The following is a 25,314-nucleotide window of genomic DNA, read 5'->3' as shown; positions in this document are numbered from 1 at the left end:
ACAAGGACGGATCTTTACCATTCAAGTATTCCAATCCTTGTTATGATTGAAGTAATGTGCCCCGCATGGACTTCACGATGGGCGAAGCGGCGGCGGGACTTCGTGATCAGTTGCGATCATTGATCGCGGAGCGGGTTCCCGCCGATTTCCGCGGCGCGTTCACCGACGATCCGGACGATCTGAAGATCGCCCAGGACTTCTGTCGTTTCCTCGCCGACCGCGGGTTGCTGTGTCTGGCATGGCCCGCGGAATTCGGTGGCGGCGGCGCATCGGTATGGGAACAGACCGTGGTCCGTGAGGAGATGTGGGCGCACCACGAGCCACGGGGAGCGCAGTACATGGGCGTGAACTGGGTCGGGCCGACGATCATGCGCCACGGCACCGAGGATCAGCGGCGAGAGCATCTGCCACCGATCGCTCGCGGCGAGGTCATCTGGTGCCAGGGCTTCAGTGAACCGGGCTCCGGCTCCGACCTCGCGTCACTGCGGACGGCCGCCAGACGGGAGGGAGACGGCTGGCGGATCTCCGGGCAGAAGATCTGGACGTCGTACGCCACGATGGCGCAGTGGTGTTTCCTGCTGGCCCGGACTTCTACGGGGGAACGCAAACAGCAGGGCCTGACGGTGTTCCTGGTGCCCATGTCCGACCCGGCCATCGAGGTGCGACCGATCAGGTCGATGCTCGGGCCACATCACCTCAACGAGGTCTTCTTCGACGAACTCCATGTGACCGAGGCCAACGTGCTGGGTGCCGTCGACGACGGGTGGTCGGTGGTGCAGGAAGTGCTGTCGTTGGAGCGCGTGGGTATCGCCCGCTATGCACGGTGCGAACTCCTGTTGCAGCAGGCGCCTGTCGTGCTGGCCGACCGTTGGGAGGAACTGCCTTCCGGGCTGAGGATGCGATGGGCTCGGGAGCTCGTGCGGTGTCGTCGAGCTCGTCTGCTCGCCTACCGGGTCGTGTCGATGCAGGCGGAGGGTCGGATACGCCCGGGCGACTCCGCGCGGTACCGGATAGCGGTCACCACACTCGACCAATCGAGTGCCGATGTTCTCGCGGAGATCGCCTCCTACGTGGCCGACGAGCCGCCGGCCGAGAGATTCCGTCTCGATGTCGAGGAGCACTGGAACTACTCGCAGGCGGCGACGGTGTCGTCGGGAAGCATCGAGATGCAGCGAATCCTGCTCGCCCGCGATCTGGTGGCGGCATCGTGAACATCGATCTGAGCCCCGAGGCGACCGACTACGGCGTGGCCGCGCTGAGAGCATTCGCGTCCGCAGGCGGCGACCGGCTCGTCGAAGAGGCGGAGCGTGATCCGCGCGGGCGATCGGCCGTGATGGAGCCCGTTCTCGCGGGGCTCGGAGCCTGGGACCTCGGCCCGCGGACGGACGCCGACGAGCTCGAGGCCGCGGCCGCGCTCTGTCGTGCCGCGGGCTACTGGGCGGTGCCGTACCCGGTTGCCGAAAGGCTCTCGCGGCCTGCAGATCTCGATGTCGACGGTCTGGTCGTCGTGTCCGCTCACGATCCGGCGGCGGCGGTCGCCGACCTCGATCTGCGATTCGCGACCGTCAGCTTGGACGGGCGGCGCAGCCTCGCGTCGGCGCGGCCGGCCGAGCGGCCACCACGCAGAACCGGATTCGTCACCGGACTCGCGCTGGACGCACTCGACGACGACGGCATCACCGATGTCGCGCTCGGACTCGTCCTGCCGATCTGGTCTCTGCTGGGGATGCTCGATCGTGCCATGGAACTCACCCGCGACCATGTCCTGCTGCGCGAGCAGTTCGGGAGGCCTCTGGCCACGCTGCAGGGTGTCCAGTTCCAGCTCACCGACGCCGAGGTGGAGCGCGCCGGTGTGGAGGTACTCGCGAAGTACGCCCTATGGAGCATCGGGACAGGCAGGCCGGAGGCCATCGACGACGCACTTTCGCTGCGACTGGCGGCCATCGAGGCCGCGGACACCGTGATGCGTATCGCGCATCAGCTGCACGGCGCGAGCGGCTTCTGCGATGAGACCACGTTGTCGTGGTTGTCGCGCCACAGCCTTCCGCTGCGTCGCCTGCCGCTCGGGCTGTCGGCGACGGGTGAGGCACTCGCGTGCAGGATCGGCAGGCATGGCCTCACCGGGCTGTTCGGTGGCGAAGCGGAATCGGCCACCACCCGCGAGACGGAGCCGGTGGCGCCATGACCTACGACCTTCCGGAAGAACTGAGCGTCGACAGCGACGGTCCGGTTCGCATCGTGACGATCAACCGCCCCGGCGAGCTGGGCGCGGTCAACAAGTCGCTGCACTGGGCGTTGGCCAACGTCTGGCGACAGCTGGCGGCCGATCGTGATGCGGCCGTCGTCATTCTCACCGGATCGGGTCGTGCGTTCAGCGCCGGCGGCGATCTCGACTGGATCACATCGTTTCTCGACGATCCGGTGGCACGCGACGACAGCATCCGGGAGGGAGCCGAGATCATCGACGAGATGTTGCGGTTCCCGCTTCCGGTGATCGCCGCGGTCAACGGTCCGGCCGTCGGACTGGGGTGCAGCGTGGCGGTGCTCTGCGACGTCGTGCTCATCTCGGAGACCGCGTACCTCGCCGACCCGCACGTCGCGGTGGGGCTGGTCGCGGGCGATGGCGGAGCCGCCTTCTGGCCGCTGCTCACGCCGATTCTGAGGTCGAGGGAGTATCTCTACACCGGTGACCGGATTGCCGCGGCGACCGCCGTCGATCTGGGGCTCGCGACGCGGCAGGTGCCCGCCGATGCGCTCATGGACGAGGCGCGCGCGCTCGGCGCCCGACTCGCCGCGCAGCCGCGTGACGCGCTGCAGAGCACCAAGCGAATCGTCAACATGCATCTCACCCAGGCGCTCGGGGGCCGCTGCAGGCGGGCTTCGCGGCCGAGGTGGTCACCATGCAGTCCGATGATCATCGGGAACGCCTGCAGGCGATGGCGAGTCGGGCGGCCCGTCGATGACGGTGGTCACCTCGGCCGTGCCCGACCAGGCTTCCGACGACTTCCGGTCCGAGGTCCGCGCCTGGTGTCGGGAGAACGTGCCCGCGCAGTGGCGATCCGCACAGACCGGAGCGTCCGACGAGGTGTTCGTGGCATTCCAGAAGGACTGGTTCGCCACCCTGCGGGGCGCGGGTTACGCCGTGCCGCACTGGCCGAAAGAGTGGGGCGGCGGGATGTCGGTCGCCGACCAGGTGGTGCTGTACCAGGAGTTGGCAGCACATGACGCGCCGCGTCTCGTACTGCCGTTCGTCTCGATTCATCACGCCGCTGCCACCCTGCTCGCGGCGGGTACCGAAGCGCAGCGCTCGCGGCATCTGCCCGCGATCCTCGACGGCGAGATCTGGTGTCAGGGCTTCTCCGAACCAGGGGCCGGCTCCGACATGGCGGCGCTGTCGACCGCGGCGCGCCGCCAGGGCGACCACTATGTGGTGAACGGACAGAAGCTCTGGGCAAGTGGGGCGTTGCATGCCGACTGGTGTCTGCTCCTCGCGCGCACCGACCCCGATGCGCCCAAACGTCATGGCATCTCGTACTTTCTGCTCGACATGACATCGCCGGGCGTGGAGGTCCGTCCGATCCGCCAGGCCACCGGGGAGTCGCACTTCTGTGAGATCTTCCTGAACGACGTGGAGATCCCTGTCACGCAGCTCGTCGGGCCCGAGAACGAGGGCTGGCGGGTTGCTCAGGAGACCCTCGGTGCTGAACGTGGGATGACCATGCTCGAACTCGCTGAACGGCTCGGCCACGGCGGTTTCCCGTGGCTTCTCGACCTCTGCCGTAGGCCCGGGCCGGATGGTGAACGACCGCTGGATGATTCGCGGGTGGCGGACCGTCTTGCGGCCCTGGAGACCGAGATCACCGGCCTGCGCCTGCTGTGTGCGGGATTCGTCGCCGATCACAGCGGCCGGGCCGACGCCTCCATCGTCAAGCTCTACTACAGCGAACTCCTCCAGCGGGTGATGGATTTCGGGGCAGAGGTCGGCGGACTCGAGGTGCAGACGCAACTACGCAAGCCGTTGTCGAGCGGGTGGGAGTCAGGGAATTGGGTCCTCGATTTCATCGGTTCATGGGAATGGACCATCCCGGGCGGGACCAGCGAGATACAGCGGACCATCATCGGGGAGCGGGGCCTCGGTCTGCCGCGCGAGCCGAAGGGGGCGTGATGTCGAACCGAGTCGACGACCTCACCGAGTTCCACGGCGAGCTCTCCGCGGTGGCTCGGGACATCTTGTCCACCAGGTCATCCGGCGCTCAGGTGGACTGGGCATTGATCGCGGGTTCGGGGTGGCTGGGACTCGAGGTTCCCGCATGCGAGGACGGTGCGGGGGCCTCCTTTGCCGAGGTGTCGGTCGTCTTGCGGGAAATGGGTCGTGTGGTGGCGGCGGGCCCCTATCCCGCGGTTGCGGGACTGGCGGTGGGCGCCCTCGGTGCCGTCGAACCCTGCGACTCACGAGACCGCCTGCTCCGGCAGACGGTGGCCGGCGATGCGGTGCCGATCCTCGTCCTCGACGGTGCGGAACCTGATGGCGGACACTTCCGGCTCATCGACAGCGATCGAGGTCTGGTGTTGCAGGGCCGTGCAGAGTTCGTCCTCGGTGCACCCGATGCCGATCGTCTCCTGGTTCCGGCGATCACCTCGGCCGGGACCGTTGTGATGGTAGGCCTCGACCCGCGGGCCGAAGGTTTGACGGTCGAGCCGCGGCCGGTGGTCGACGCCACGCGGACGTTCGGCAGGGTCAGCGCGGCGCAGGTACACATCGACGACGGCGCGGTGTGGCGGTTGCCCGACGGCGCCGGCGCCATGACTCTGCTACGGGACCGGGCCGCGGCGACCGTGGTCTGTGACAACCTCGGTCTGACCGAGGCCATGCTCGAGAAGACCGTCGCCTACGCCGGCATCCGCGAGCAATTCGGTCGGAAGATCGGCTCGTTCCAAGCGGTCAAACACGCGTGCGCAGACATGCTCGTCGAGCTGACCGTGGCCCGGAAACTCGTCGACGCGGCGATCCTCCAGGTCCGAGACGGTACGCCGGGGGAATCGGTTGCGGTCGACATGGCGGCCTCGTTCACCGGTGAGATGGCGGTCCGGGTGGCGGGGAAGGCCATGCAACTACATGGCGGTATGGGATACACGTGGGAGAGCGACGTGCATGTGTATCTCAAACGCGCGACGATGAACCGGACGTTGTTCGGGTCGCCGGCCCGGCATCGCGCGCGGATCGCGCGGCGATACCGAGCCTGATCAGGTCGAGAGACGCTTCGTCGCGAGGGCGCGGAGATCGGTGGACTTGATCTTGGCACTCCCGGTCAGGGTGATCTCGTCGTCGTCGAAGAACAACACGTGGCGCGGCACCTTGTAACTCGCCAGTTGCTCGCGGAGGTAGGCGCGGACTCCCTCGGGTTCGAGATTCGCATCCGCGTGGGGCACGATGCACGCCACCACCACTTCGCCGAGGGTCTCGTGCGGAACGCCCACGGTGCGGGTGACCTTCACGCCCGGATGAGCGACCAGAACCTCATCGACCTCTAGTGGCGACACATTCGCGCCACCGGTCTTGATGATGTCGGTCAGGCGCCCTTCCCAGTACAGCCGGCCGGCATCGTCGAGGTACCCACCATCGCCGGTGTGGAAGAACCCCTCGTCGTCGAGGGTCTCCGAGAGGGGGGTCCCAAGGTAGCCGAGCATGAGGGTGGGACCCTTCACGCAGATCTCGCCGCGCTCGCCGACCGGGATCGTGCTGCCGTGTAACGCGTCGACGATCTTCACCGTGTTGCCCGGCAGCGGTTGGCCGCTGCTCCCGGCGATGACCTCCGCGGGTGTGTTGGCCGCGTAGCACGTCGTGATGGTGAATGTCTCGGTGTTCCCGTACGCGTGACCGGGTTCGGTGTAGTCGGTCGACACCGTGGAATGCCGTGCGAGAGCGGTATTCCGGTCGACAAAGTGCATGGCGCTCAGGTCGACGGTCGCCCAGTTCGGGGCGGCCTCGAGCGCGGCCCACTGGTGGGGCCAGGCCACCGGGAAGTTCACCTGCTCGGCTTCCATCAACTCCAGTGCCTCGGCGGCGTCGAACATCGACTGCAGGACGAGCGATCCTCCGGAGGCCAGCGTCGAGCCGAGGGCCATACCGAAGTTCCCCGACCAGAAGAATCCGTTGGCCGACCAGCAGCGCACGTTGTCGTCGGGGGAGAGGTCGTACATCCGCCGGAATCGCCACATCTGAATGGTGACGCCTCGATGAGCACTCAGGATTCCCTTGGGCTTGCTCGTCGACCCCGACGAGAAGAACAGCACCGCGGTGTCGCTGGGCAGGGTGGTCGCCGCGGTCGACTCGATCAGCGCGCGCGGCTCGTCGCCGCCGAGCGCGAGGAACGACTCCCAGTCGTCGATGCCGACATGGCGGGTGGTCTCGCCGACCGTCGCCAGGTACGTCAGGAACGGGTATGCCGTCGACCGCAAGGTCCCCGGCGCGGCCGAGGCGATCTGCGGTTCGAGCTCGGTGAGCACGTGGGCGAGATCGGATCTCCCGATGCTGCGCTCGAACAGCAGCACCGACACCCCGGACATCTTCAGGAGGTGATCCAGCTCCGCCGGTGTGGAGAAGGTGCTGAGGGCAACCGCGACCCCACCGGCGAGCGAGGTGCCGAACACGGCCGAGAGCCATTCGGCCCGGTTGGTCATCAGCACGCCGACACGACTGTCCTTGCCGACGCCCCTGGCCCGCAGTGCGCGTGCCACCTCGACCGAGCGTTCCCACAGATCGGTGTAGGACCAGCGGACGACACCCTGTGCCGTCCGCATGACCAGGGCCTCCCGGTCGCCGAACTTCTCGGTCACCTCACGCAGAAATCCTGGCAGCGTGAGGGTTCCGAGGCCTGGTTCGTCGCAGAGTGGGGACCCGGTGACGACCGACGGGGCCGCGGTGACGGACGGGGTGCTCATGCTGACCTCGCTTGAGTGAGCGGTGGTGCCGCTCAGAGCGGCAGTTCGACCTCGGCGGTACACGACACCAGGCCGGCGCCGTCTTGATTGGTGAGTCTCAACTTGATCTGGACAAGTGGGACGCCCCACTCGGATTCGGGCCGCTTGTCGATGACCTCGGCGTCGAAGTAGGTCACATCGCCCTCGAAGGCCGGAGCACGGAAGTCGGCCTTCGTGTGCCGGACCATGCCGTCGTGGCCTGCCCAGTTCGCCAGGAAGTCGGTGCACCACGCGCCCATGGTCGCGCCGTAGCCGTACGCGCGCGCCATGCCCACCTCGCCGGCCTTCTCGGCGTCGATGTGGCCGCGGGACGGACCGACATAGAGTCCGTCACGTTTGCGGGGATCGATCTTCGCATCCTCTTCGTCGAAACCGAAGCCCTCGCCCCACCCTGGGTCCTGGTAGACCCAGGGATCGTCGATCCCTTCGGGCGCAACCCATTCGAATGTTCCCCAGATGTTGAACAGGAATGCGCGGTACTCGGTGGTGAACGATGCGATGCTGTGCGGTCCGATCACCCGGCGGGGGAGCGTGTCGCCGACCTTCACTTCGTCGTAGCGCGGCGAGACGCCCAGACGGTTCGACAGCAGCCACTCGCGTCGCAACGCCTCGATCTCGATCAGTTCCTCGTTGGTCCACTTCTTGACCACGCCGACCTGATTGTCGTACATGCCGCGCTTGGTGGCTTCGGCGGTGAGGTAGCGGATGGCCGTCGAGCGTTCCCGGGCCACCAGGGCACCGTGCTGATTGGTGTGGGTGGTGTCGCCGCGGGAGAACATCGTGGGTCCCGCGAACTTGGTGTCGGCGACCTTGTAATCGTGAAAGCGACGCTCCTGGAACAGCTTGTCGCCCGGTCGCACCGGGGTGCCGTAGAACCACCATTCCTCGCCACCGAAGATCAGGTGGCTGTTCGGGATGTGACCGACGCAGGCGGGTGCCGCGCCGTGGCCGTAGTCCAGTGCCACTGCGATGGATTGGGGCGCGATGAGGCCGCCGTACCTGGACTGCCGAGCGAACTCCTCGTTCCAGTGGATCGGGTTGGGGTTGTCCATCGCCATCGCCCATCGGCGGATGTCCGACGTACTGCACGGATCCCACAGTTGTCCGCCGCCGATCGGTTTGCCGACTCGATGATCGACGTCGGAGAGATCGAGTCCGGTGGTCTCGGTGGTCGGTTCGGTCGTGCTGCTCAACGTGTGCTCCCGATATCTATCGATTGACGTCGACGACGATTCGGCCGCGCACCGTGCCGTCCATGAGTTGTCCTGCCGCCGTGATCGAGTCCGCGAGTGACACCTCGTGCGCGATGGACTCCAGGGCTTCGGGATTCAGGTCGCGGGCGAGCCGCTCCCATGCGGTGATCCGGCGCTCCTTGGGCGCCATCACGCTGTCGATTCCGAGCAGGGAAACACCGCGCAAGATGAACGGCGCGACCGACGCCGGGAAGTCCATGCCCTGGGCGAGGCCGCAGGCCGCGACCGCTCCGCCGTATCGGGCCTGCGCACAGGCGTTGACCAGTGTGTGGCTGCCGACGGAGTCGACCACGCCTGCCCAGCGCTCCTTCTGCAGCGGCTTGCCCTTCTCGGAGAGCTCGGCTCGATCGACGATCGTGGTGGCGCCCAGTTGCTCGAGGTAGGGGGCCTCGGAGTTCTTCCCGGTGGACGCGGCGACCGAGAATCCGGCCTTCGTCAGCAGCGCGATCGCCACGCTCCCCACCCCACCGGTGGCCCCCGTGACGAGAACCTCGCCCTGATCGGGCCGGACACCTCCGTCGAGTAGTGCTTGGACGCAGAGGCTCGCGGTGTACCCGGCGGTACCGATGGCCATCGCCTGATGAGAGGTGAACTCAGAGGGCAGCGGTATGAGCCAGTCGCCCTGGATGCGGGCACGCTGGGCGAAGCCGCCCCAATGCTTCTCGCCGACACCCCACCCGTTGAGCACTGCGCGATCGCCCGACGACCAGTCGGGGTGCGAGCTCTCGACGACGGTGCCGGCGAGGTCGATGCCGGGCACCATCGGGAAGGTGCGGACGATCGGTGAACTACCGGTGATGGCAAGCGCGTCTTTGTAATTCAGCGACGAATAGTCCACCTGGATCTGCACGTCGCCGTGGGGGAGTTCGGACTCCTCGAGGCTCTGGACCGAGACCGACTGACCGGACTCGTTCTTCTCGATGACAACAGCCGAAAACTTCTGCAAAGCCGTTCCTTCCCAGGAAGAAAGTCGTTGAGGCGACGGTACGTCAATCCTCATAAGGATAGCAATACTTGACTTGTTGATGTTCTCTCAGCGTGCGGTCCAGCCACCGTCGACGACGATGGTCTGTCCCGTCACATATGCTGCCGCATCTCCGGCCAGCCAGAGCACCGCTCCGATGATGTCGGCGGGACTGCCCTGCATGGGCAACGGAGTGTTGCGTCGCAAGTAGTCGGCGGCGCGTTCGCTCTCGTACAGCGGACCGGTGATCTCGCTGCGGAAGAAGCCCGGCGCCACCGTGTTCACCCGAATCGAATGTCGCGCCCATTGGACGGCCAATTCGGCGGTCAATCCGGACAGGCCGGCCTTGCTCGCCGCGTAGGACGCTTGTGGGATACCGGGGATGCCGACCCGCCCGCTGATCGACGAGATGTTCACGACCGAGCCGCGACCGACCGCACGCATGTGTGGAAAGACGCTCTGCGCCAACAGGAACGGAGCCATCAGGTTCAAACTCATGGTCTGTCGGATCGCGTCGACGGGTTCGGACTCCGCCCTTTCCTCGGTGAACATGCTGCCCGCGGCGTTGACGACTATCTCCGGGGGACCGAGGACCTCGGCGACCTCCGGCACCACGTCGCCGACCCGGTCGAGGTCGGAGAGATCGCATGCGATCGCCGCGCCGTCGATCCGTTCGGCCAACTCGATCAGCCGGTCACGACGACGGGCGACCACCGCGACGCGGGCCCCGGCCGATGCCAGCGCCTCGGCGACGGCCGCACCGAGTCCCGACGATGCCCCGGTCACGATCGCCACGCGGCCGTCGAGGCCGAACATGTCGGCCGCGTGATGCGCGGACTTCCCCGTCACGGGTTGCTCCTGCTGGCGGATCTCTCGACGACGTCGATGAGGCCGGCCCGGTTCACCTTTCCCATCGCGTTGACCGGCAGAGCGTCGATCTGCGACCAGATCTCCGGGACCTTGTAGGGGGAGAGTGCTTTTCGGCAACGGTCGGCGAGAGCGTCGAAGTCGACGGTCGTGCGTCGCGCGCTCTCGACCACCGCGGCCACCCGTTGGCCGAGGCGGTCGTCGGGGACCGGGTAGACGGCAACCCGCGTGACGTCGGGGTCCGACCCGATGACGCGCTCCACCTCGAGCGGGTAGACGTTTGCGCCACCTCTGATGATGACCAGTTTCTTGCGGTCCAACACGGTCAGCCAGCCGTCGCCGTCGACGGTGCCGATGTCGCCGGTGGGCACCGGTCCGGGTGCGGTGGCGCGCAGGCCGTCCCGCTCCCAGTAGCCCAGCATCGGACGCCAGGTGTCGGCCCAGGGGCCATCGGTGCGGCCGGTCAACTTGAGTTCGCCGAGTTCGCCCGCCGGCAACCGTCGCCCGTCGTCGTCGTAGGCGGCTACGTCGTAATGATCGAGCACCCGACCGCTCGTACCCGCCCGCCACTGCTCGCCCACCGGATCGATCGACACCACCGCGGGTGCCTCGGTGAGGCCGTAGGTCGCGCGGGGGACGACTCCGTGGGCGGCCGCGAAATCTGTGCGCAGTTCGTCGGAGGTGTCGCTGCCCCCGCTCCACACCTCCTCGAGCGAACTCAGATCGGCATGCGGCCGCCGGGCGAGATCGTAGAGCTGGGCGGGGGCCCCGTTCCACACGGTGACTCCCCGGCCGGTGATCCACTCGGCGACACCATCGGCGTCGCGGCGGTTCATCACCACAGCGCAACCCCCGCATTGGGCGGTGAGCAAGGTGGACAGCACCATCAGATTGAGGATCGTGAGCGGAAAGCTGTCTCCCTTGCGGAGTGTCGGACCCCAGCCCCGACTGACGCGCAGCGCGGCGCCCGGGAGGAGCAGGTTCCGCTGGCTGTGGACCACCGCCTTGGGGCGTCCCGACGTTCCGCTGGTGAACGCGATGGCGGCCGGCCCGTCGATGTCGATGTCGACTTCCGGCGCGGTCTGGTCGCGGCTCAGCAGATCGGACCATCGAGCGCCGTCGACGATCTCGGGGGAGCTCAGGCGGCACTTGTCGCCCGCCAGAATCACCGAGGGGGCGCACAGTTCGCGGACGTCGTTCTGCTCGTCTTCGGGAAGTGCCTCGCCGATGCCGGCCCAGATCGCACCGATCCGCTGGGTGCCGTGGAAGGCCGCGACGATGTCGAGATCGTTCGGCAGGCAGGCTGCGACACGGTCTCCCGGCCGTACGCCGAGCGACCAGAGTGCGCCGGCCGCGCGACTGGCCTGCTGGTCGAGGTCGGCGTACGACCACACCCCGGACGCGGCCTCGATGGCAGGGGACTCCGGATGGGACGAGAGCGTGGGGTCCAGCACGGTGCCTATCGTCTTGAAATTCATCACCCGCTACTAATACCACTATCCTTGTAAGGATTGATCTGATAGCTTGTGTCCGATGATGGCTGGCGAGCAAGTGGCGGACGGTCGGCGCGTGACGCACCGAGGCCCGCTGTCGGGGGTGCGAGTTGTCGATCTGACGGCCATGGTCATGGGGCCGTACTGCACGCAGATCATGGCGGACATGGGTGCCGACGTCGTGAAGGTCGAGCCGCCCGCGGGCGACAACACCCGGTACATCTCGGTGGGGCCGGAGCCGGCGATGGCCGGGGTTTTCGTCAACGTGAACCGTGGAAAGCGCAGTGTCGTAATCGATCTGCGTTCGACCGACGGAAAGGCCGCATTGCGCGAACTGGTCGCGGACGCCGATGTCTTCATCCATTCGATGCGCGGGGCGGCGATAGCTCGACTCGGCTTCGGCTACGACGAGGTTGCCGCGTTGAATCCGTCGATCGTCTACACCAACTGTTATGGCTACGGCCGCCGAGGTCCTGACGCGGACCGGACGGCCTACGACGACACCATTCAGGCCGAGTGCGGTCTGCCCTTCGTGCAGCAACATCTCACCGGAGAGGTCGGTTACGTCGGCACCATCATGGCCGACAAGGTCGCGGGTATGACGGCGCTGTACGCGACGATGATGGCGCTGTTCCATCGCGAACGGACCGGTGAGGGGCAAGAGGTCGAGGTCAGCATGTTCGAGACCATGGCGTCGTTCATGCTCGTGGAGCATGCGAACGGTGCGATGTTCGATCCGCCTCTCGGTCCGGCGGCCTATCCACGCGCGGTTGCGCCGAATCGAAAGCCATACCGCACCAAAGACGGTCACATCTCGGCGTTGGTCTACAACGACAAGCAGTGGTCGGTGTTCATCGACGCGGTCAAGCCGTCGTGGGCCGGCGATCATTTTGCGACGTTGGCACAGCGCGCGACCCAGATCGACACCGTCTACTCCTTGCTGGGGGAGACCTTCGCCGAGCGAACCACGCAGGAATGGCTCGATCTGCTCCGGTCACTCGACATCCCGGCGGCACCTGTGAACAGCCTCGACGATCTTTTCGACAACCCTCATCTGAACGCCGTCGGATTCTTCGAGGATGTGGAAACCGTCAACGGGACAGTGCGTTTCCCTGGGCCTCCGACATGGTTCTCGCGTACACCGGGGCGGGTGGCGGGACCAGCGCCCCGACTCGGCGCCGACACCGAGGAAGTGCTCGACGAGATTCGGCCGCGGGCCGGCGCACGAAGGGACGGCGATGTCTGACGCGAGGCGACGTCCGTGACGGTCGTGAGCCACGCGCAGGACATCGATTTGGCACGCCTGCTGCGACCGGGTGACAGCATCGTCGTCGGCCAGGCGTGCGGTGAACCGTCCACCCTGCTCGAGGGGCTGATCGCGCAAGGGGCTCACATCGGTGACCTCTCCGCATTTGTCGCGACGAGCTTCTCGGGTATCTTCGACCCGAAATCCGCTGCAGCGGTGTGGCTGTCGAGTATGGGTGCCATCGGTTCCTTGCGTTCGATGAGCAAGGCCAACGCCGTCGACATCATCCCGTGCCACGTCAGCCAGGTTGCCCCGATGATCACCGCGGGAGACCTGCCGTGTGATGTGGCATTCGTCCAGGTGAGTCCGGCAGATGCGAACGGAGACCACAGTTTCGGTCTGATCAGCGACTACGTCCAGGCTGCGGTCGCCCGAGCGCGGATCGTGGTCGCGGAGGTCAACGATCACGTTCCTTTCACACTCGGTGCACTCCTCCCGGCGTCGCAGATCGATCACGCGATCGAGGTCTCGCGCCCACCGGTTCAGGTCCCTCCGGCGACGATCGGCGAGACCGATCGTGCGATCGCCGCATACTCCACCTCCTACATCGACGACGGTGCTGTGATCCAGATGGGCGTCGGGGCCGTCCCGGATGCGATGCTGCAGATGCTCGTCGACCGTCGAGATCTCGGCGTGCACTCCGGGATGGTCGGTGACGGGTTGGTCGATCTCGTCGAGGCAGGCGCGGTCACCAACGCACGCAAGCGGATCGATCGAGGCGTGACGATCACCGGTGCTCTGATCGGGACGTCTCGCCTCTACGATTTCGCCCACCGGAACCCGGAGGTCCGGATGTGTGCGACGTCGTACACACACGACGCCGGGGTGTTGTCCCAACTCGACAACCTCGTGACCATCAACTCGGCCATCGAGGTGGACCTCACCGGGCAGGTGAATGCCGAGCAGAGCGGAGCGGCCTACCTCGGCGGCACCGGTGGTCAGGTCGATTTCGTTCGCGCCGGGGCGAGATCTCCTGGCGGCCGGGCGATCATGGCCCTGCCCGCGACCGCGAAAGGTGGGACCGTCAGCCGCATCACCGCGCAGTTGTCGGGGCCGGTGACGACGGCTCGCAGCGAGGTCGACGTGGTGATCACCGAATTCGGGGCGGCCGAACTCCGCGGACAGAACATCGCCGAACGCGCCAGGCGTCTGATCGCGATAGCGCATCCGGACTTCCAGGAAGACCTGGCCAGGGCCGCCCACCCGATCCAACAACGGAGGTTCTAGTGACAGGCACGCTCGGCGACGCCGTCCTGTTCGACGTCGACGACGAGATCGCGATCATCACGCTGAACAGGCCCGAGAAGCGGAACTGCCTGTCTCGAGACGTCCGCGAGGGGCTCGCCGACGCGTGGGATCGATTCGAGAACTCCCGAGAACTGCGTGTCGCCGTTCTCACGGGCGCGGGGGAGACCTTCTGTGCCGGAGGAGATCTCAAGGAGATGGTGGCAACGGGAATGGGGGTGCCACCCCGGGACATGTTCGCGTTGCCCTACGACACCGTGGAGTTGACCAAGCCGACGGTGGCCGCGGTCGACGGAGTCGCGTTCGCCGGCGGGTGGATGCTCGCGCAGGCCTGTGATCTGTGCGTGGCCAGCACGCGGGCGAGGTTTGCCGTGACCGAGGTGAAGGTCGGCAGGAGTTCCCCGTGGGCGGCGCCGCTGATCCACATGATCCCGCAACGGATCATGATGGAGATACTGCTCACCGGCAATCCGATCTCCGCCCAACGAGCGTACGAGGTCGGGTTGGTCAACCGGGTCAGTGCGCCGGATGACCTGTTGGACACGGCCTTGGAACTCGCGCGAGAGATATCGGTGGGCGCACCCCTCTCGGTCCGGGCGGCGCGTGACACGGTCATGCTCGCGACGGAGATGGGCCGATCGGCCGCATTGCAGGCGGCGCGAGCGGCCTCGGAGGCCTGTTACCGCAGCGGCGATGCCCAAGAGGGGCCCGCCGCGTTCGCCGAGAAACGAACCCCTCGATGGCAGGGACGCTGAGCGCCTCGGTCTGTCTACCGGGCGTGATCTCTCGGCAAGAACGGCACCAGACCGGGCTCCGGCTGGATTCCGAACGACCGCAACGCCATCGCCAGCATGGCGTAGCAACCGACGGTGAACACCACATCCATGAGCTGCTGCTCGGCGAGGTTCTCCGCGAGCGCAGTCCACGTCTCGTCGCGAATGATCCCCTCGTCCAACAGGTCGTCGACCGACGCCACCAGAGCCCGGTCCGTCGAGGCCCACCCTGGCGCGTCCGGACCGTCGGTGACGCGCTCGATCTCGTCGGCAGTGACTCCCGCGCGGTCGGCGAGGATCACATGCTGAGCCCACTCGTAGTCGGCGTGACGCAGATGTGCCACTCGCAGGATGAGCAATTCGCGTTGCCGCGCCGACAGCGCGGAACCGGCGAGTAGGTGTTTGTTGAAGGACAGGAACGCCATCGCCAGGTTGGGATACCGCGCGAGGGTGCCGAGCAGGTTGTCGCCTGCCTGTCGCTCGTGATCGGGACCGACGCTCTTGACCGACGACCGGAACCCGGCCACGAAGTCGCGCATCTCGGGCGTCCACTCGGCCCGTTGCGCGGGATTGATCCGATCGGTCATGTGTTGCGCCCGCCGTTGACCCCGATGATCTGGCCGGTGATGTAGCCGGCCTCCTCGCTGACGAGGAATGCACAGGTCGCAGCGACGTCCTCGGGCTGACCGATCCGTCCGACCGGTGTCTTGCCGATCTGGGTGTCCACGTCGAACATGCCGGAATCGACGGTTCTGCGCAGCATGGGGGTATCGATGAAGCCCGGTGGGATCGTATTGACGGTGATGCCGCGACGACCGAACTCGAGCGCGAGAACCTTTGTCAGTCCCACGACACCGGACTTCGCGGTCACGTAGCCGGCCAAGCCGGGCGACCCGCTGTGCACGCTCGACGAGGAGATGTTCACGATTCGGCCCCAGCCCTCCTCGAGCATGTCCGGGAGCACCGACTGGCAGCAGTCGAAGGTTCCGGTGAGGTTGATCGCGAGTGCCTGATCCCAGCTCTGGCGGGTGATCTCGAGGAAGGGCGTCGCCAGGGTGGCGCCGGCACTGTTGACCAGCACGGTCGGACGGCCGAGCCGCACCCGAACCTCCTCGACCCCCGCGTCGATCTGCGCTCGGTCGGTCACGTCGACCGCCAGACCGAGCGCCTTCCCGCCGGCATCCTCGATCGCCCGCGCGGCTGTTTCGGCGGCTTCGCCGTCGACATCGAAGATGGCGACCTGGTCGTTGCCGGATGCGAGACGAGTGCTGATGGCTCCGCCGATTCCCGAGGCGCCACCGGTGACGATTGCGGTGCGTCCACTCATTTGATCTTCTCCTCGCCTGCGACGGTGATCCGGTGCATGATCCGTGGCTTGTCGCGGTCGAACTCGCGGACGCGGTGCATCAACCCGGTGTTGTCCCAGAAGACGGTGTCGCCTTCGGTCCAGCTGTGGCTGCACACCTTTCCCGGGCCGGTGATGCGGTCCCGCAGCTCCGCCAGCAGGGCCTTGCCCTCGTCGACGTCCATGCCGGCGATATGGGAGGCCGTCGCACCGAGCACCAACGACCGACGGCCGGAATCGTGTTCCCACACCAACGGGTGTTCACGAACGGTGCGAGTTGCCCAGTCCGCCACCTGCTCCGGGGTCGGATCGGTGTAGGTCATCCGCTGGACCGCATCAAAGGTGTGCACGACCCGGAGCCGCGCAAACTGCTCCTTCTCGCTGTCGGAGAGCTCGTCGTAGGCCGCGTACGTGCTGGCGAACTCGGTCTCCCCGCCCTCGGTCGAGGTCACCCGCGCGGTCAGGATCGACGACTTCGGCGCGATCTCGTCGAGCAGGCCGTCGATGTGCCAGAACTCGTTGCTTCGAAGGTAGGCGGCGTTCGGATTGGACGGGTTGAAGCTGATCTCCATCACCTCCTCCGTCTCGGGGGCAGGTGTGAGAAGTTGATCAAGGTGCCGAGCTTGCGGCAGAACTCGACCAAGACCTCGTCGCTCGCGTGTAGTTCCGGGAACAGCAGCACCCCGGAATGTTCGAGTGCATCTGCGATGGTGCTCGGCAGATCCGCGTCGGTGGCGAGCCGGTCGGCATCCACGTCGAGCACCTTTGCGCCGACGTTCTCGGAGAGTGGTTCGGATCGCAACGCCGTCATCTTCCCTCCTCGGTGGCCGGGAGGTAGCCGAGGATGCTCTTGATCTCCAAGTAGTCGTCGAAGCCGAAGTCGCCCACTCGCGCCCGTTTCCACTCTTCTTGTAACCGCCGAACGGCGCGCAGAAGTCGAACGCATCGTTGATGGCCACCGAGCCGGCGCGTATCCGCCTCGCGACCGATCGAGCTGTGTCGAGGTCGGCGCCCGCGACGAAGCCCGCGAGGCCGTATTCGGTGTCGTTGGCGATCTCGATCGCGTGCTCGATGTTCTCGTACCCCAGAATCGTCAGGACCGGGCCGAAGATCTCCTCGCGGGCGATCGTCATGTCGTTCTTGACATCCGCGAACACCGTCGGCCGGACGTAGTACCCCTTCGTGAGATTCTCGGGACGACCGGGACCACCGGTCACCAGCGTCGCACCGTCGTCGATCCCCTGTCGGATGAGGTCCTGGATCTTGTCGAACTGCGATTTCGACACCACCGGTCCGATCGAGAAGTCACCTTGTGGATCCCCGACCGTCACCGAGGGTGTGGCGTCCCGGGCGGCCGCGATCGCATCTTCCATGCGGTTGCCGGGAACCAACATTCGGGAGGGCGCGCTGCACGTCTGTCCCGAGTTGAGCATCATGGTGACGACGCCCTTCGCGACGTTCTCGACGAAGTCCGGATCATCGAGGACGATGTTGGGTCCCTTGCCGCCGAGTTCCTGAGTGACACGTTTGACGCCTGCCGCGGCGTTCTCGGCGATGTCGATGCCGGCCCGTGTCGAACCCGTGAACGAGATCATGTCGACATCCGGATGTCCTGAGAGCGGCACCCCGACACTTGGTCCATCGCCCTGGACCAGGTTGAACACACCGGCCGGAACGCCTGCGGCATCCAGGATCTCGGTGAAGACCTGACCGGTGAACGGTGATCGCTCCGACGGCTTGAGCACCATCGTGCAGCCGGTCGCCAGGGCGGGGAAGACCTTCACCGCTATCTGGTTCATCGGCCAGTTCCAGGGAGTGATCAGCGCGCAGACACCGATCGGTTCCTTGACCACCAACGTTTCGCCGCGCTGCTCTTCGAAGACGAAGTTCTGCAGTGCTTCGATCGCGGTGCCCAGGTGCCCGGCCCCGAGCCCGACCTGGAACCCGTTGGCGAGTGCGGTCGGTGCACCCATCTCCTCGGTGAGCGCGTCCGCGAGGTCGCCACTGCGACTCTGGTACTCCGCGGAGATGTTGGTCAGCAGCTCGACTCGCTCGCTGACGGTGCTGCTCGACCAGCCGGCAAACGCCTGGCGGGCGGCGGCGACCGCTTTGTCGACATCCGCCGCGGAGCCGGCGGCGACCGTGCCACAGACATCTTCGGTTGCGGGATTGATGACGTCGAAGGTCGCCGACTGCGCTGAGTCGACCCATCGGCCACCGATGTAGAACTTGCGATAGTCACGCATGACAGCCCCAATTCTCGTTACGTGCAACAGGAAGTACTACTGCTGGCCCTCGGCGTACCAGGTGCGGAATTCGTCGTAGCTCGGCATCTCCTCCGAGTTCGCCTTGGGATCGACGGCCACGTGGATGACTCCCGGCTTGCCACTCGCATACGCGCGTTTGATGGCCGGAGCGATGTCCTCGTCCCGCTCGACATATTCGCCGTAGCAGCCGAATCCCTCGGCCACCTTGTCGAGACGGGTGGTCTCGCTCCAGTGCACACCCGTTTCCAGAGAACCCTGCCCGAAGGTGCGTTTGTAGACGCCGACCTCGAGACCCCACGCGTAGTCGACGGCGACAACACAGACGAGTGGCAGGTTCAACCGTGCCGCGGTCTCCAGTTCCGAGATGTGGAACTGGAACGACGAGTCGCCGGTGATCAGCATCATCGGCCGCTTGCCGCCGTCGGCGACGCCCGCCCCGACAGCGTAGGGCAGACCGGTGCCGAGATGGCCGAAGTTCTGATTCCACATCACGTCATGCGGTTTGGCCTGCGAGTAGGTCCATCCAAAGATGGTCGTCGCACCGCCGTCGCGCACCATGATCCCGTCGGCGGCGAAGTCTTTTGTCGCCTCGACGATCAACCGAGCGGGATGAACCGGCGTGGTGCCAGAAGGTGCGGTCTCGGCGAGCTCGGCCAGTTGCGCTGCGTCATCGGAGATCCAGCGCGCGAGTTCCGGGGCCGGTGTGCGCGGCGAGTCTTGCAGTGCGTCCACGAGCTGGGGGACCACGGCACGCAGATCTCCGACCATCGGAACGTCGATCGGACGATTGACCCCGATCGCCGCCGGGTCCTGCTCGATCAGCAGCCAGCTACGTTCGGCCTCTCCCTCGACCCAGTGCCTGCCCTTGCCGAAATGCACGGGCTCGCCGAGCTCGGTACCGATGGCCAGGCACAGGTCGGACGTGACGACCGCCTCGACGGCCGCCTTGGAGAAGCCGTACGGGAAGGTGCGATCCTCGAGTCCTTCGATATAGGAAGTGCCGCCGGAGGTCTGGATCACCGGACAGGCCATCAGGTCTGCGAGTTCCTTCACCGACGCGCCGGCGCGCGAAGTGTGCACACCATGCCCGATGAGGAGGATGGGACGCTCGGCCGCACGGATCATCCGTGCCGCCTCATCGATCTTGTCCTGACCCGCCGTCTGTGCCACCAGCCGGTACCGATCCGGCGACAGTGCGGGCGGGACATCCAGTTCTTCGGTGATCACGTGCGACGGGTATTCGATGTACACGGGTCCCGGGGTGCCCGACAACGCCTTACGCAGGCCCTCTCGGATGATCTCATCGGTCTGATCGGCGTATTCGATACTGGCGCTGTACTTCACCGAGGGCTCGATCAGCCCCGACTGCTGGACGAACTGTATCCGTCCGCGGCGGACCCGCTGCTCGGTGATCCGGGCCCGCTGTCCTCCGAGAAAGATGACAGGCGAGTTCTCGACCTTGGCACACATCACCGCACCGGCCATGTTGGCGATACCCGGTCCGAGAGTGCCGATACAGACGGCCGCCTTGCCGGTCATCCGGGACACCGCCTCGGCCATGAAGCCCGCGGTCTCCTCGTGATGCGGAGCGACGACGTTCCAACCTCGCTCCTCCGCGGTGTGGAAGAGGTGAACGAAATTGGGATCCGGGATACCGAACATCGTGGTGATGCCCTCGGCCTCGAAGAGGTCGAGAATTCGTTCATAGACCTTGACTGACACGCGCGCTGCCCTCCGTCGCTAGTGCGAAACTCTTCGTGATGTGATCGACATGGCCAGCCGGGACGACCGGCAGAAGCCAAGAATTGGTGGTGTCGCGGATTTCTTCGATACGTTCGCCGACGTCGTCGACGGACCACGCGGATTGGTACACGCCTTCGGTCTCGGAGATGTAGGCGCGGGCCACCCGCCCCGCGATCGACACCAGCATCTCCCCGGTGATCGAACAGGATTCGTGCGCGAGCCACCCGACGGCCGGTGCGGTCAGCTCCGGGCCCATCGGTGGGTAGGCGGACGTGTCGAGTCCCTCGGCCAGCCGGGTCAGGGCAGCCGGGATGATGACGTTCGAACGTACCCCGTGGTCGTACCCCTCGAGGGCGGCCACGTTGGAGAGTCCGATGATCCCGGCCTTGGCAGCACCATAGTTGGCGACGCTCTTGTTGCCGTAGATCCCGCCGATCGACGACGTCAGCACCACACGTCCGTAGCCAGCTTCACACATCAGCGGAAATGCCGGTCGCACAACGTGGAAGGCGCCGCGCAGGTGGACGTCGAGGACGGCATCGAAATCTTCGTAGCTCATCTCCGACAGCGACGCATAGCGGTTGTTGCCGGCGTTGTGGATGAGGACGTCGACACCGCCGAACCGGTCCACCGCGGCGTCGATGATGGCACGTCCACCATCGGCGGTGGCCACCGACTCGGTACAGGCGACCGCCTCGCCGCCCGCGTCCCGGATCTCCTGGACCACGTCGGCCGCCGGACCGGAATCGGTGTGCTCACCGCTGATGCTGCTTCCTGGATCGTTGACGACGACCTTGGCGCCACGGGAAGCGAGCAGGAGGGCGTATGCACGTCCCAGTCCACGGCCGGCGCCGGTGATCACCGCGACCCTGTTGTCGAATCGGAGTTCAGACATCTGATGTCCTGCGTCCACGAGGCGCTCCACGGTCGCGTGTCACTTGTCCAGCACCAGGCCTTCGAGTTCGCCGGTGTCGCGCCACGCCTGCAGCCGATCGCTGAGCTCGTAGAAGCCACCCCAGAACGGATCCCCCAGGAACGACCGGCCGTTCGGCTCGCCCTCACTGTTGTAGTAGCCGGGGGTGCATTCCATCGTGAAGGTGCTGTTGTCGACCGAGTATTCGCGGATGGTCTGGACCCAGCCCTCCTCGGCTTCGGGAGTGGGTTCCACATAGGTGACATCCCGGCGGAGAGCCTCGGCGACGATGTAGGAGATGTGATCGGCCTGCTGCTCGAACATCAGCGTGGTGGAGGCGGTGACACCGCCCTGCACGAATCCGGTGGCGAAGTGATTCGGGAATCCGTGCGCCATCACACCGTGGAGAGTGCGGAATCCCTTGCCCCAGTGGTCGTAGAGCGACACGCCATCGCGGCCGGCGAACGGCTTGATGTCGAACTGCCGGTCCAGTGCGGTGGTGATCTCGAAGCCGCTGGCGAACACGATGCAGTCGACCTCGTACTCGACCCCGTTCGCCACGATCCCGTTCTCCGTTATCCGTTCGACGCCCTTGGTATCCGACACGTCGACGAGTGTCACGTTCGGACGGTTGAACGTCGGCAGGTACTCGTCGTTGAACACGGGGCGCTTGCACATGTTGCGGTAGTAGGGCTTCAGCTTCTCCGCTGTGTCCGGGTCCTCGACGATCTGTTCGACCCGCTGACGCAGCCGTTCCATCGCCCGATAATCTTCGATCTCTTTGAGTTCCATGAACTTTGCGGGATCGGCCAGCGCGGCCCAGCCCTCGAAGTTCTCGGTCGCATTGAGCTTCGCTGCCATGTTGCGGGCGACCTCCGTCCACCCGTCGCAGATGAGGTCCGGTTCACCGGGGTTGTAGAACGCGAACGCGGCGTTGTGAAAGTTGCGCTGCCGTGCGGTCCGCCACCCGGGTTCCAGGCTCTGGACCCATTCCGGATCGGTGGGGTAGTTGGCCCGTTCGAAGATGTAGGACGGTGTGCGCTGGAAGACGGTGAGGTGTTTCGCTCCTCGCGCGAGGTGCGGGATCGCCTGTACGCCGCTCGAGCCCGTTCCGATGACGGCGATGCGCTTGTCGCCGATCTTGTCCAGCCCACCGTGCAGGTCGCCACCGGTGTAGTCGTAGTCCCAGCGCGCGGTGTGGAAGGTATGGCCCTTGAAGTCCTTGATGCCGGGGATGCCCGGCAGCTTCGGCCGGTTGTAGGGGCCCTGGCACATGATCACGAAGCGGGCGCGGATCTCGTCGCCGCGGTTGGAGGTGATCTGCCACCGGTTGATCTCACCGTCCCATTCCAGGGAGCGGACCAAGGTGTGGAAGAGAGCGTGGTCGTAGAGATCGAAGTGTTCCCCGATTCGCTGGGCGTGCTCGAAGCATTCGTCACCCTTGGAGTACTTCTCCTTCGGCATGAAGCCGGTCTCCTCGAGCAGCGGCAGGTAACAGTATGCGTCCGAGTCGATCTGGATTCCCGGGTAGCGATTCCAGTACCAGACGCCGCCGAAGTCCCCGCCGAGCTCGACGATCTTGAAGTCGGAGACACCGGCCTGTTGCAGCCGGTGTGCGGTGATGAGACCACAGAATCCGCCGCCGAGGATCACCACGTCGATATCGTCGGTGATCGGCTGTCGCGGTACGACCGGCAAATGCGGGTCGCCCTCGTAGAACTCGGCGAAGTCGTCCTCGGCCTCGAGATACTGAGCCTGGCCGTCGGAGCGCAGACGCTTGTCGCGCTCGTGGAGATACTTCTCGTGGAGGGCGGCGATGTCGACGTCGGGTGTCTGCGTGGGTTCGCAGTTCTGCATCGTGATTCCTTGTTTCGGCAGTGCTGATGGGGGGTGATGACGAGTGGTCAGGCGAGGTCTTCGGGCGCACCGGTACCCATGTACTTCGCCAGGTTGTGGTGCAGATTGACGACGCTGCGTTCGCGGTACGGATTGGGCTTGGCGCCCGAGAACCCGTGTGACTTCACGCCTTTCTGGACAGCGGCCATGTTGGAGAAGTCCTGTGGCAGTACGGTGCGCCAACCCGGGTCATCCTCCGGGGTGAACTCCCATTCGGTGTGTGGCTCTTCTCCTTCGGGAACAGCTCGAAGACGGCTGCCTCGAAGTAACACTTGTCGGGATCGTCTCCGTAGGGTCGAGCGCTGTAGCAGAGCATGTTGTTGAGCGCGTGACCGATCTGGAAATTCGGGAAGATCTGCCATGCCGTCCCGCTCTTGGCGACCGTCTCGTTGTCGACCGTCGGCCAGATGACACCGCGTTCGGCGTCGTCGCGTCGCGCCGAGGCCAGCCAATGCGCCAGAACCTCGTTGGCGGGAGTGCCTTCGGGCAGTTCGTCGATCAGTCGCTGGGCCGCGTCCACCAGTGTGCGGGTGGTGTTGGTGTTCGCGTTCTCCCACGTGAAGTTCTGCAGGTCGATGGTGGAGATCCGGGCATCAGGGCCGTCGGCGACGCGCAGCTTCGCCTGATTGTCCTCCATTCCCTTCGGGGCGTCATACCCGATGTTGCTGTGTTTGCCCTGGGCGCGCGACCATCCGAGAAAGGTGCCGTAGGTCCGGAACTCGGGGTGCGTATACGGGACGTGATAGGTCTCCATGAACGCCTCGAGTGCGATCTTCCAGTTGCAGTCGAACACCAGCCACTTGCGCCAGCGGTATCGCATGTTCTCGAGCTGGAACGGATCGAGCAGGCTTGCCGCCGGCTCGAGGTAATCCCGCAGGGGTTCGCAGTCCGGATCCATGTTGATCCAGATCCAACCGCCCCAGGTGTCGACCTGCACAGCGCGCAACCGGGTCTTCTCCTCGGTCAGACCGGTCGGCCAGTCCTCCCGTTCGGCCGCCCAGGTGTTCTTGCCCTGTAGGTCGTAGGTCCAGCCATGGAATCCGCAGACGAATGTCTTGCACGTGCCCTTGGCTTCTCGTTTCCCGTCGGGGGTGTCGACGAGGCGGCGGCCCCGATGCGAACAGACGTTGTGGTACGCGCTGATCCGGTCGGGTCCCGAGCGGGCGATGATGAACGAGTTGTCCATGATCTCGTAGGTCAGGAAGTCACCGACCTTGGGGATCTCCTCGACGCGTCCGACCTGCTGCCACACCTTGCTCCAGAGCTTGTCCTGTTCGGCGCGTAGGTAATCTTTCGAGATGTAGGCGTCCACACCGATCTCCAGCGGTGTGATCGGTGGCTCGTCGGTGGAGTTCTGGACCGGTACGTTGACGTTGTCGATCGTGTTGGTCATGACGTTCTCCCGTCGAAAGTCGTTGTTTCAGTGTGTGATTGCTGCACGAAAGTCCTCGTCCTTGAGGAACAGGGACGTGTGATCGGCACCCATGTGGGTCCACTTGAGGTTCAGCCCGCCGTCCACGAGCAGCGTTTGTCCGGTGATGTAGCTCGACAGGTCCGACAAGAGGAACAGGATGGCTCCGGCCTGCTCCTCGGGGCGGCCGCGCCGTCCCATGGCGATGGCCCGACGGTCACGGTCCGCATCGTCGTCGACGTAGGTCATCGAGGCCGGCGTCGCGGTCACGCCGGGCGCCACGGCGTTGATCCGGATGTTGTCGGTGGCCAATTCCACGGCCATGGTGCGCGTTGCCGCGACCAGCGCAGCCTTGGCGGTGCCGTAACCGATGTGGAACGGTGCGGTGTTCATCCCGCTGATCGACGAGATCGACACGATGGAGCCGGGCAGGCCTCGTGACTTGAGTTCGGCCGCAACGGCCTGACTCATGAAGAACATCGTCTCGAGGTTCTGGGTGAACAGGTCACGCCAGTCCTCGCGGGTGACGCGGGTTGCCGGCATCCAGGTTGTCGGTGCTGCGCCGCCTGCGACGTTCACCAGTCCGTACAGGGTGCCGTCGGTGATCCGCACCTGGTCCATCACAGCGTTGATGCCCTCGTCGGTGGACGCGTCCGCACTGATCGGGATGATCGAAAGCCCCTCGGCGACAAGCGGGCTGATGTGCGTGTCCAGGTTGTCCTTGGAGCGGCTCACCGCGATGACGGTCGCGCCCGCCTCGGCGACCATCCTTGTCACCGTCGTTCCGATGCCGCCGCCCGCTGCGCCGGAGACGACCACGATCCGGCCGGTCAGGCCGACCACATTGTGCTCCATCG

Annotated in this window: 19 protein-coding genes and 3 pseudogenes; 8 read left to right on the top strand and 14 right to left on the bottom strand. The window is 65.8% G+C overall.

All coding sequences use genetic code 11. The annotated features are described in order from the left end of the window. Positions 1 to 65: 65 nt before the first annotated feature. From GTV32_RS08755 to GTV32_RS08735, 5 genes and pseudogenes are all read left to right on the top strand, one after another. The gene (locus GTV32_RS08755; protein WP_161059809.1) at positions 66 to 1,211 is read left to right on the top strand and encodes an acyl-CoA dehydrogenase family protein; all 1,146 of its coding nucleotides are present in this window, start codon (positions 66 to 68) and stop codon (positions 1,209 to 1,211) included. Beyond that, positions 1,208 to 2,185 (top strand): acyl-CoA dehydrogenase family protein, encoded by a 978-nt coding sequence (locus GTV32_RS08750; RefSeq protein WP_161059808.1) that lies wholly within the window; start codon positions 1,208 to 1,210, stop codon positions 2,183 to 2,185. Before GTV32_RS08755 ends, GTV32_RS08750 begins: the two co-directional genes overlap by 4 nt. After that, positions 2,182 to 2,963, top strand: a pseudogene (locus GTV32_RS08745) (enoyl-CoA hydratase/isomerase family protein). The gene GTV32_RS08750 and the pseudogene GTV32_RS08745 overlap by 4 nt, the downstream one beginning before the upstream one ends. Continuing rightward, on the top strand, positions 2,960 to 4,165 hold the full coding sequence (locus GTV32_RS08740; RefSeq protein ID WP_161059807.1) for an acyl-CoA dehydrogenase family protein: 1,206 nt from the start codon (positions 2,960 to 2,962) through the stop codon (positions 4,163 to 4,165). The pseudogene GTV32_RS08745 and the gene GTV32_RS08740 overlap by 4 nt, the downstream one beginning before the upstream one ends. After that, positions 4,165 to 5,244: an acyl-CoA dehydrogenase family protein gene (locus tag GTV32_RS08735; protein ID WP_161059806.1), complete on the top strand. Its 1,080-nt coding sequence runs from the start codon at positions 4,165 to 4,167 to the stop codon at positions 5,242 to 5,244. The genes GTV32_RS08740 and GTV32_RS08735 overlap by 1 nt, the downstream gene beginning before the upstream one ends. Here the strand turns inward: GTV32_RS08735 and GTV32_RS08730 are convergent, their stop codons facing one another. The 5 genes from GTV32_RS08730 to GTV32_RS08710 form a co-directional block, all read right to left on the bottom strand. Then, the gene (locus GTV32_RS08730; protein WP_161059805.1) at positions 5,245 to 6,942 is read right to left on the bottom strand and encodes a class I adenylate-forming enzyme family protein; all 1,698 of its coding nucleotides are present in this window, start codon (positions 6,940 to 6,942) and stop codon (positions 5,245 to 5,247) included. It lies immediately after the preceding gene. A gap of 32 nt (positions 6,943 to 6,974) precedes the next feature. Next, positions 6,975 to 8,174 (bottom strand): MaoC family dehydratase N-terminal domain-containing protein, encoded by a 1,200-nt coding sequence (locus tag GTV32_RS08725; protein ID WP_161059804.1) that lies wholly within the window; start codon positions 8,172 to 8,174, stop codon positions 6,975 to 6,977. Between the two features lie 16 nt (positions 8,175 to 8,190). Then, on the bottom strand, positions 8,191 to 9,180 hold the full coding sequence (locus tag GTV32_RS08720; RefSeq protein ID WP_237421502.1) for an MDR family oxidoreductase: 990 nt from the start codon (positions 9,178 to 9,180) through the stop codon (positions 8,191 to 8,193). A gap of 87 nt (positions 9,181 to 9,267) precedes the next feature. Beyond that, entirely contained in the window at positions 9,268 to 10,047 is a 780-nt protein-coding gene (locus GTV32_RS08715; RefSeq protein WP_343287261.1) for an SDR family oxidoreductase, read from the bottom strand. Continuing rightward, a complete protein-coding gene (locus tag GTV32_RS08710; RefSeq protein WP_161059802.1) occupies positions 10,044 to 11,543 on the bottom strand; it encodes a class I adenylate-forming enzyme family protein in 1,500 nt (499 codons plus the stop codon). The genes GTV32_RS08715 and GTV32_RS08710 overlap by 4 nt, the downstream gene beginning before the upstream one ends. A gap of 91 nt (positions 11,544 to 11,634) precedes the next feature. Here GTV32_RS08710 and GTV32_RS08705 point away from each other — a divergent pair, with 91 nt between their 5' ends. The 3 genes from GTV32_RS08705 to GTV32_RS08695 are packed head-to-tail and all read left to right on the top strand — an operon-like array spanning position 11,635 to position 14,864. Next, positions 11,635 to 12,804, top strand: coding sequence for a CoA transferase (locus tag GTV32_RS08705; protein WP_343287260.1), 1,170 nt, complete (start codon positions 11,635 to 11,637; stop codon positions 12,802 to 12,804). Between the two features lie 15 nt (positions 12,805 to 12,819). After that, a complete protein-coding gene (locus GTV32_RS08700; RefSeq protein WP_161059801.1) occupies positions 12,820 to 14,091 on the top strand; it encodes an acetyl-CoA hydrolase/transferase C-terminal domain-containing protein in 1,272 nt (423 codons plus the stop codon). Then, complete coding sequence (locus tag GTV32_RS08695; protein ID WP_161059800.1) at positions 14,091 to 14,864, top strand: enoyl-CoA hydratase-related protein; 774 nt, start codon at positions 14,091 to 14,093, stop codon at positions 14,862 to 14,864. The genes GTV32_RS08700 and GTV32_RS08695 overlap by 1 nt, the downstream gene beginning before the upstream one ends. Before the next feature lie 14 nt (positions 14,865 to 14,878). Here GTV32_RS08695 and GTV32_RS08690 read toward each other — a convergent pair whose 3' ends face one another. From GTV32_RS08690 to GTV32_RS08650, 9 genes and pseudogenes are all read right to left on the bottom strand, one after another. Continuing rightward, positions 14,879 to 15,469, bottom strand: a complete 591-nt coding sequence (locus tag GTV32_RS08690; RefSeq protein ID WP_161059799.1) for a carboxymuconolactone decarboxylase family protein — start codon at positions 15,467 to 15,469, stop codon at positions 14,879 to 14,881. After that, complete coding sequence (gene fabG / locus GTV32_RS08685; protein WP_161059798.1) at positions 15,466 to 16,209, bottom strand: 3-oxoacyl-ACP reductase FabG; 744 nt, start codon at positions 16,207 to 16,209, stop codon at positions 15,466 to 15,468. Before fabG ends, GTV32_RS08690 begins: the two co-directional genes overlap by 4 nt. Beyond that, the gene (locus GTV32_RS08680) at positions 16,206 to 16,859 is read right to left on the bottom strand and encodes a TauD/TfdA family dioxygenase (protein WP_343287443.1); all 654 of its coding nucleotides are present in this window, start codon (positions 16,857 to 16,859) and stop codon (positions 16,206 to 16,208) included. The genes fabG and GTV32_RS08680 overlap by 4 nt, the downstream gene beginning before the upstream one ends. A 175-nt stretch (positions 16,860 to 17,034) precedes the next feature. Beyond that, a pseudogene (locus tag GTV32_RS08675) lies at positions 17,035 to 18,473 on the bottom strand (aldehyde dehydrogenase family protein). A gap of 36 nt (positions 18,474 to 18,509) precedes the next feature. Beyond that, positions 18,510 to 20,216: a thiamine pyrophosphate-binding protein gene (locus GTV32_RS08670; protein WP_161059797.1), complete on the bottom strand. Its 1,707-nt coding sequence runs from the start codon at positions 20,214 to 20,216 to the stop codon at positions 18,510 to 18,512. Next, positions 20,197 to 21,132, bottom strand: a complete 936-nt coding sequence (locus GTV32_RS08665; RefSeq protein ID WP_161059796.1) for an SDR family NAD(P)-dependent oxidoreductase — start codon at positions 21,130 to 21,132, stop codon at positions 20,197 to 20,199. Before GTV32_RS08665 ends, GTV32_RS08670 begins: the two co-directional genes overlap by 20 nt. Positions 21,133 to 21,171: 39 nt before the next feature. After that, on the bottom strand, positions 21,172 to 23,007 hold the full coding sequence (locus tag GTV32_RS08660) for an NAD(P)/FAD-dependent oxidoreductase (RefSeq protein WP_161059795.1): 1,836 nt from the start codon (positions 23,005 to 23,007) through the stop codon (positions 21,172 to 21,174). A gap of 47 nt (positions 23,008 to 23,054) precedes the next feature. Continuing rightward, positions 23,055 to 24,439 (bottom strand): annotated as a pseudogene (locus GTV32_RS08655) (aromatic ring-hydroxylating dioxygenase subunit alpha). Positions 24,440 to 24,466: 27 nt separating this feature from the next. Continuing rightward, positions 24,467 to 25,312 (bottom strand): SDR family oxidoreductase, encoded by an 846-nt coding sequence (locus GTV32_RS08650; RefSeq protein ID WP_161059794.1) that lies wholly within the window; start codon positions 25,310 to 25,312, stop codon positions 24,467 to 24,469. Positions 25,313 to 25,314 lie beyond the last annotated feature (2 nt).

This window comes from Gordonia sp. SID5947, assembly GCF_009862785.1.
Lineage (GTDB): Bacteria > Actinomycetota > Actinomycetes > Mycobacteriales > Mycobacteriaceae > Gordonia.
This window is presented reverse-complemented; position numbering and strand designations above follow the sequence as displayed.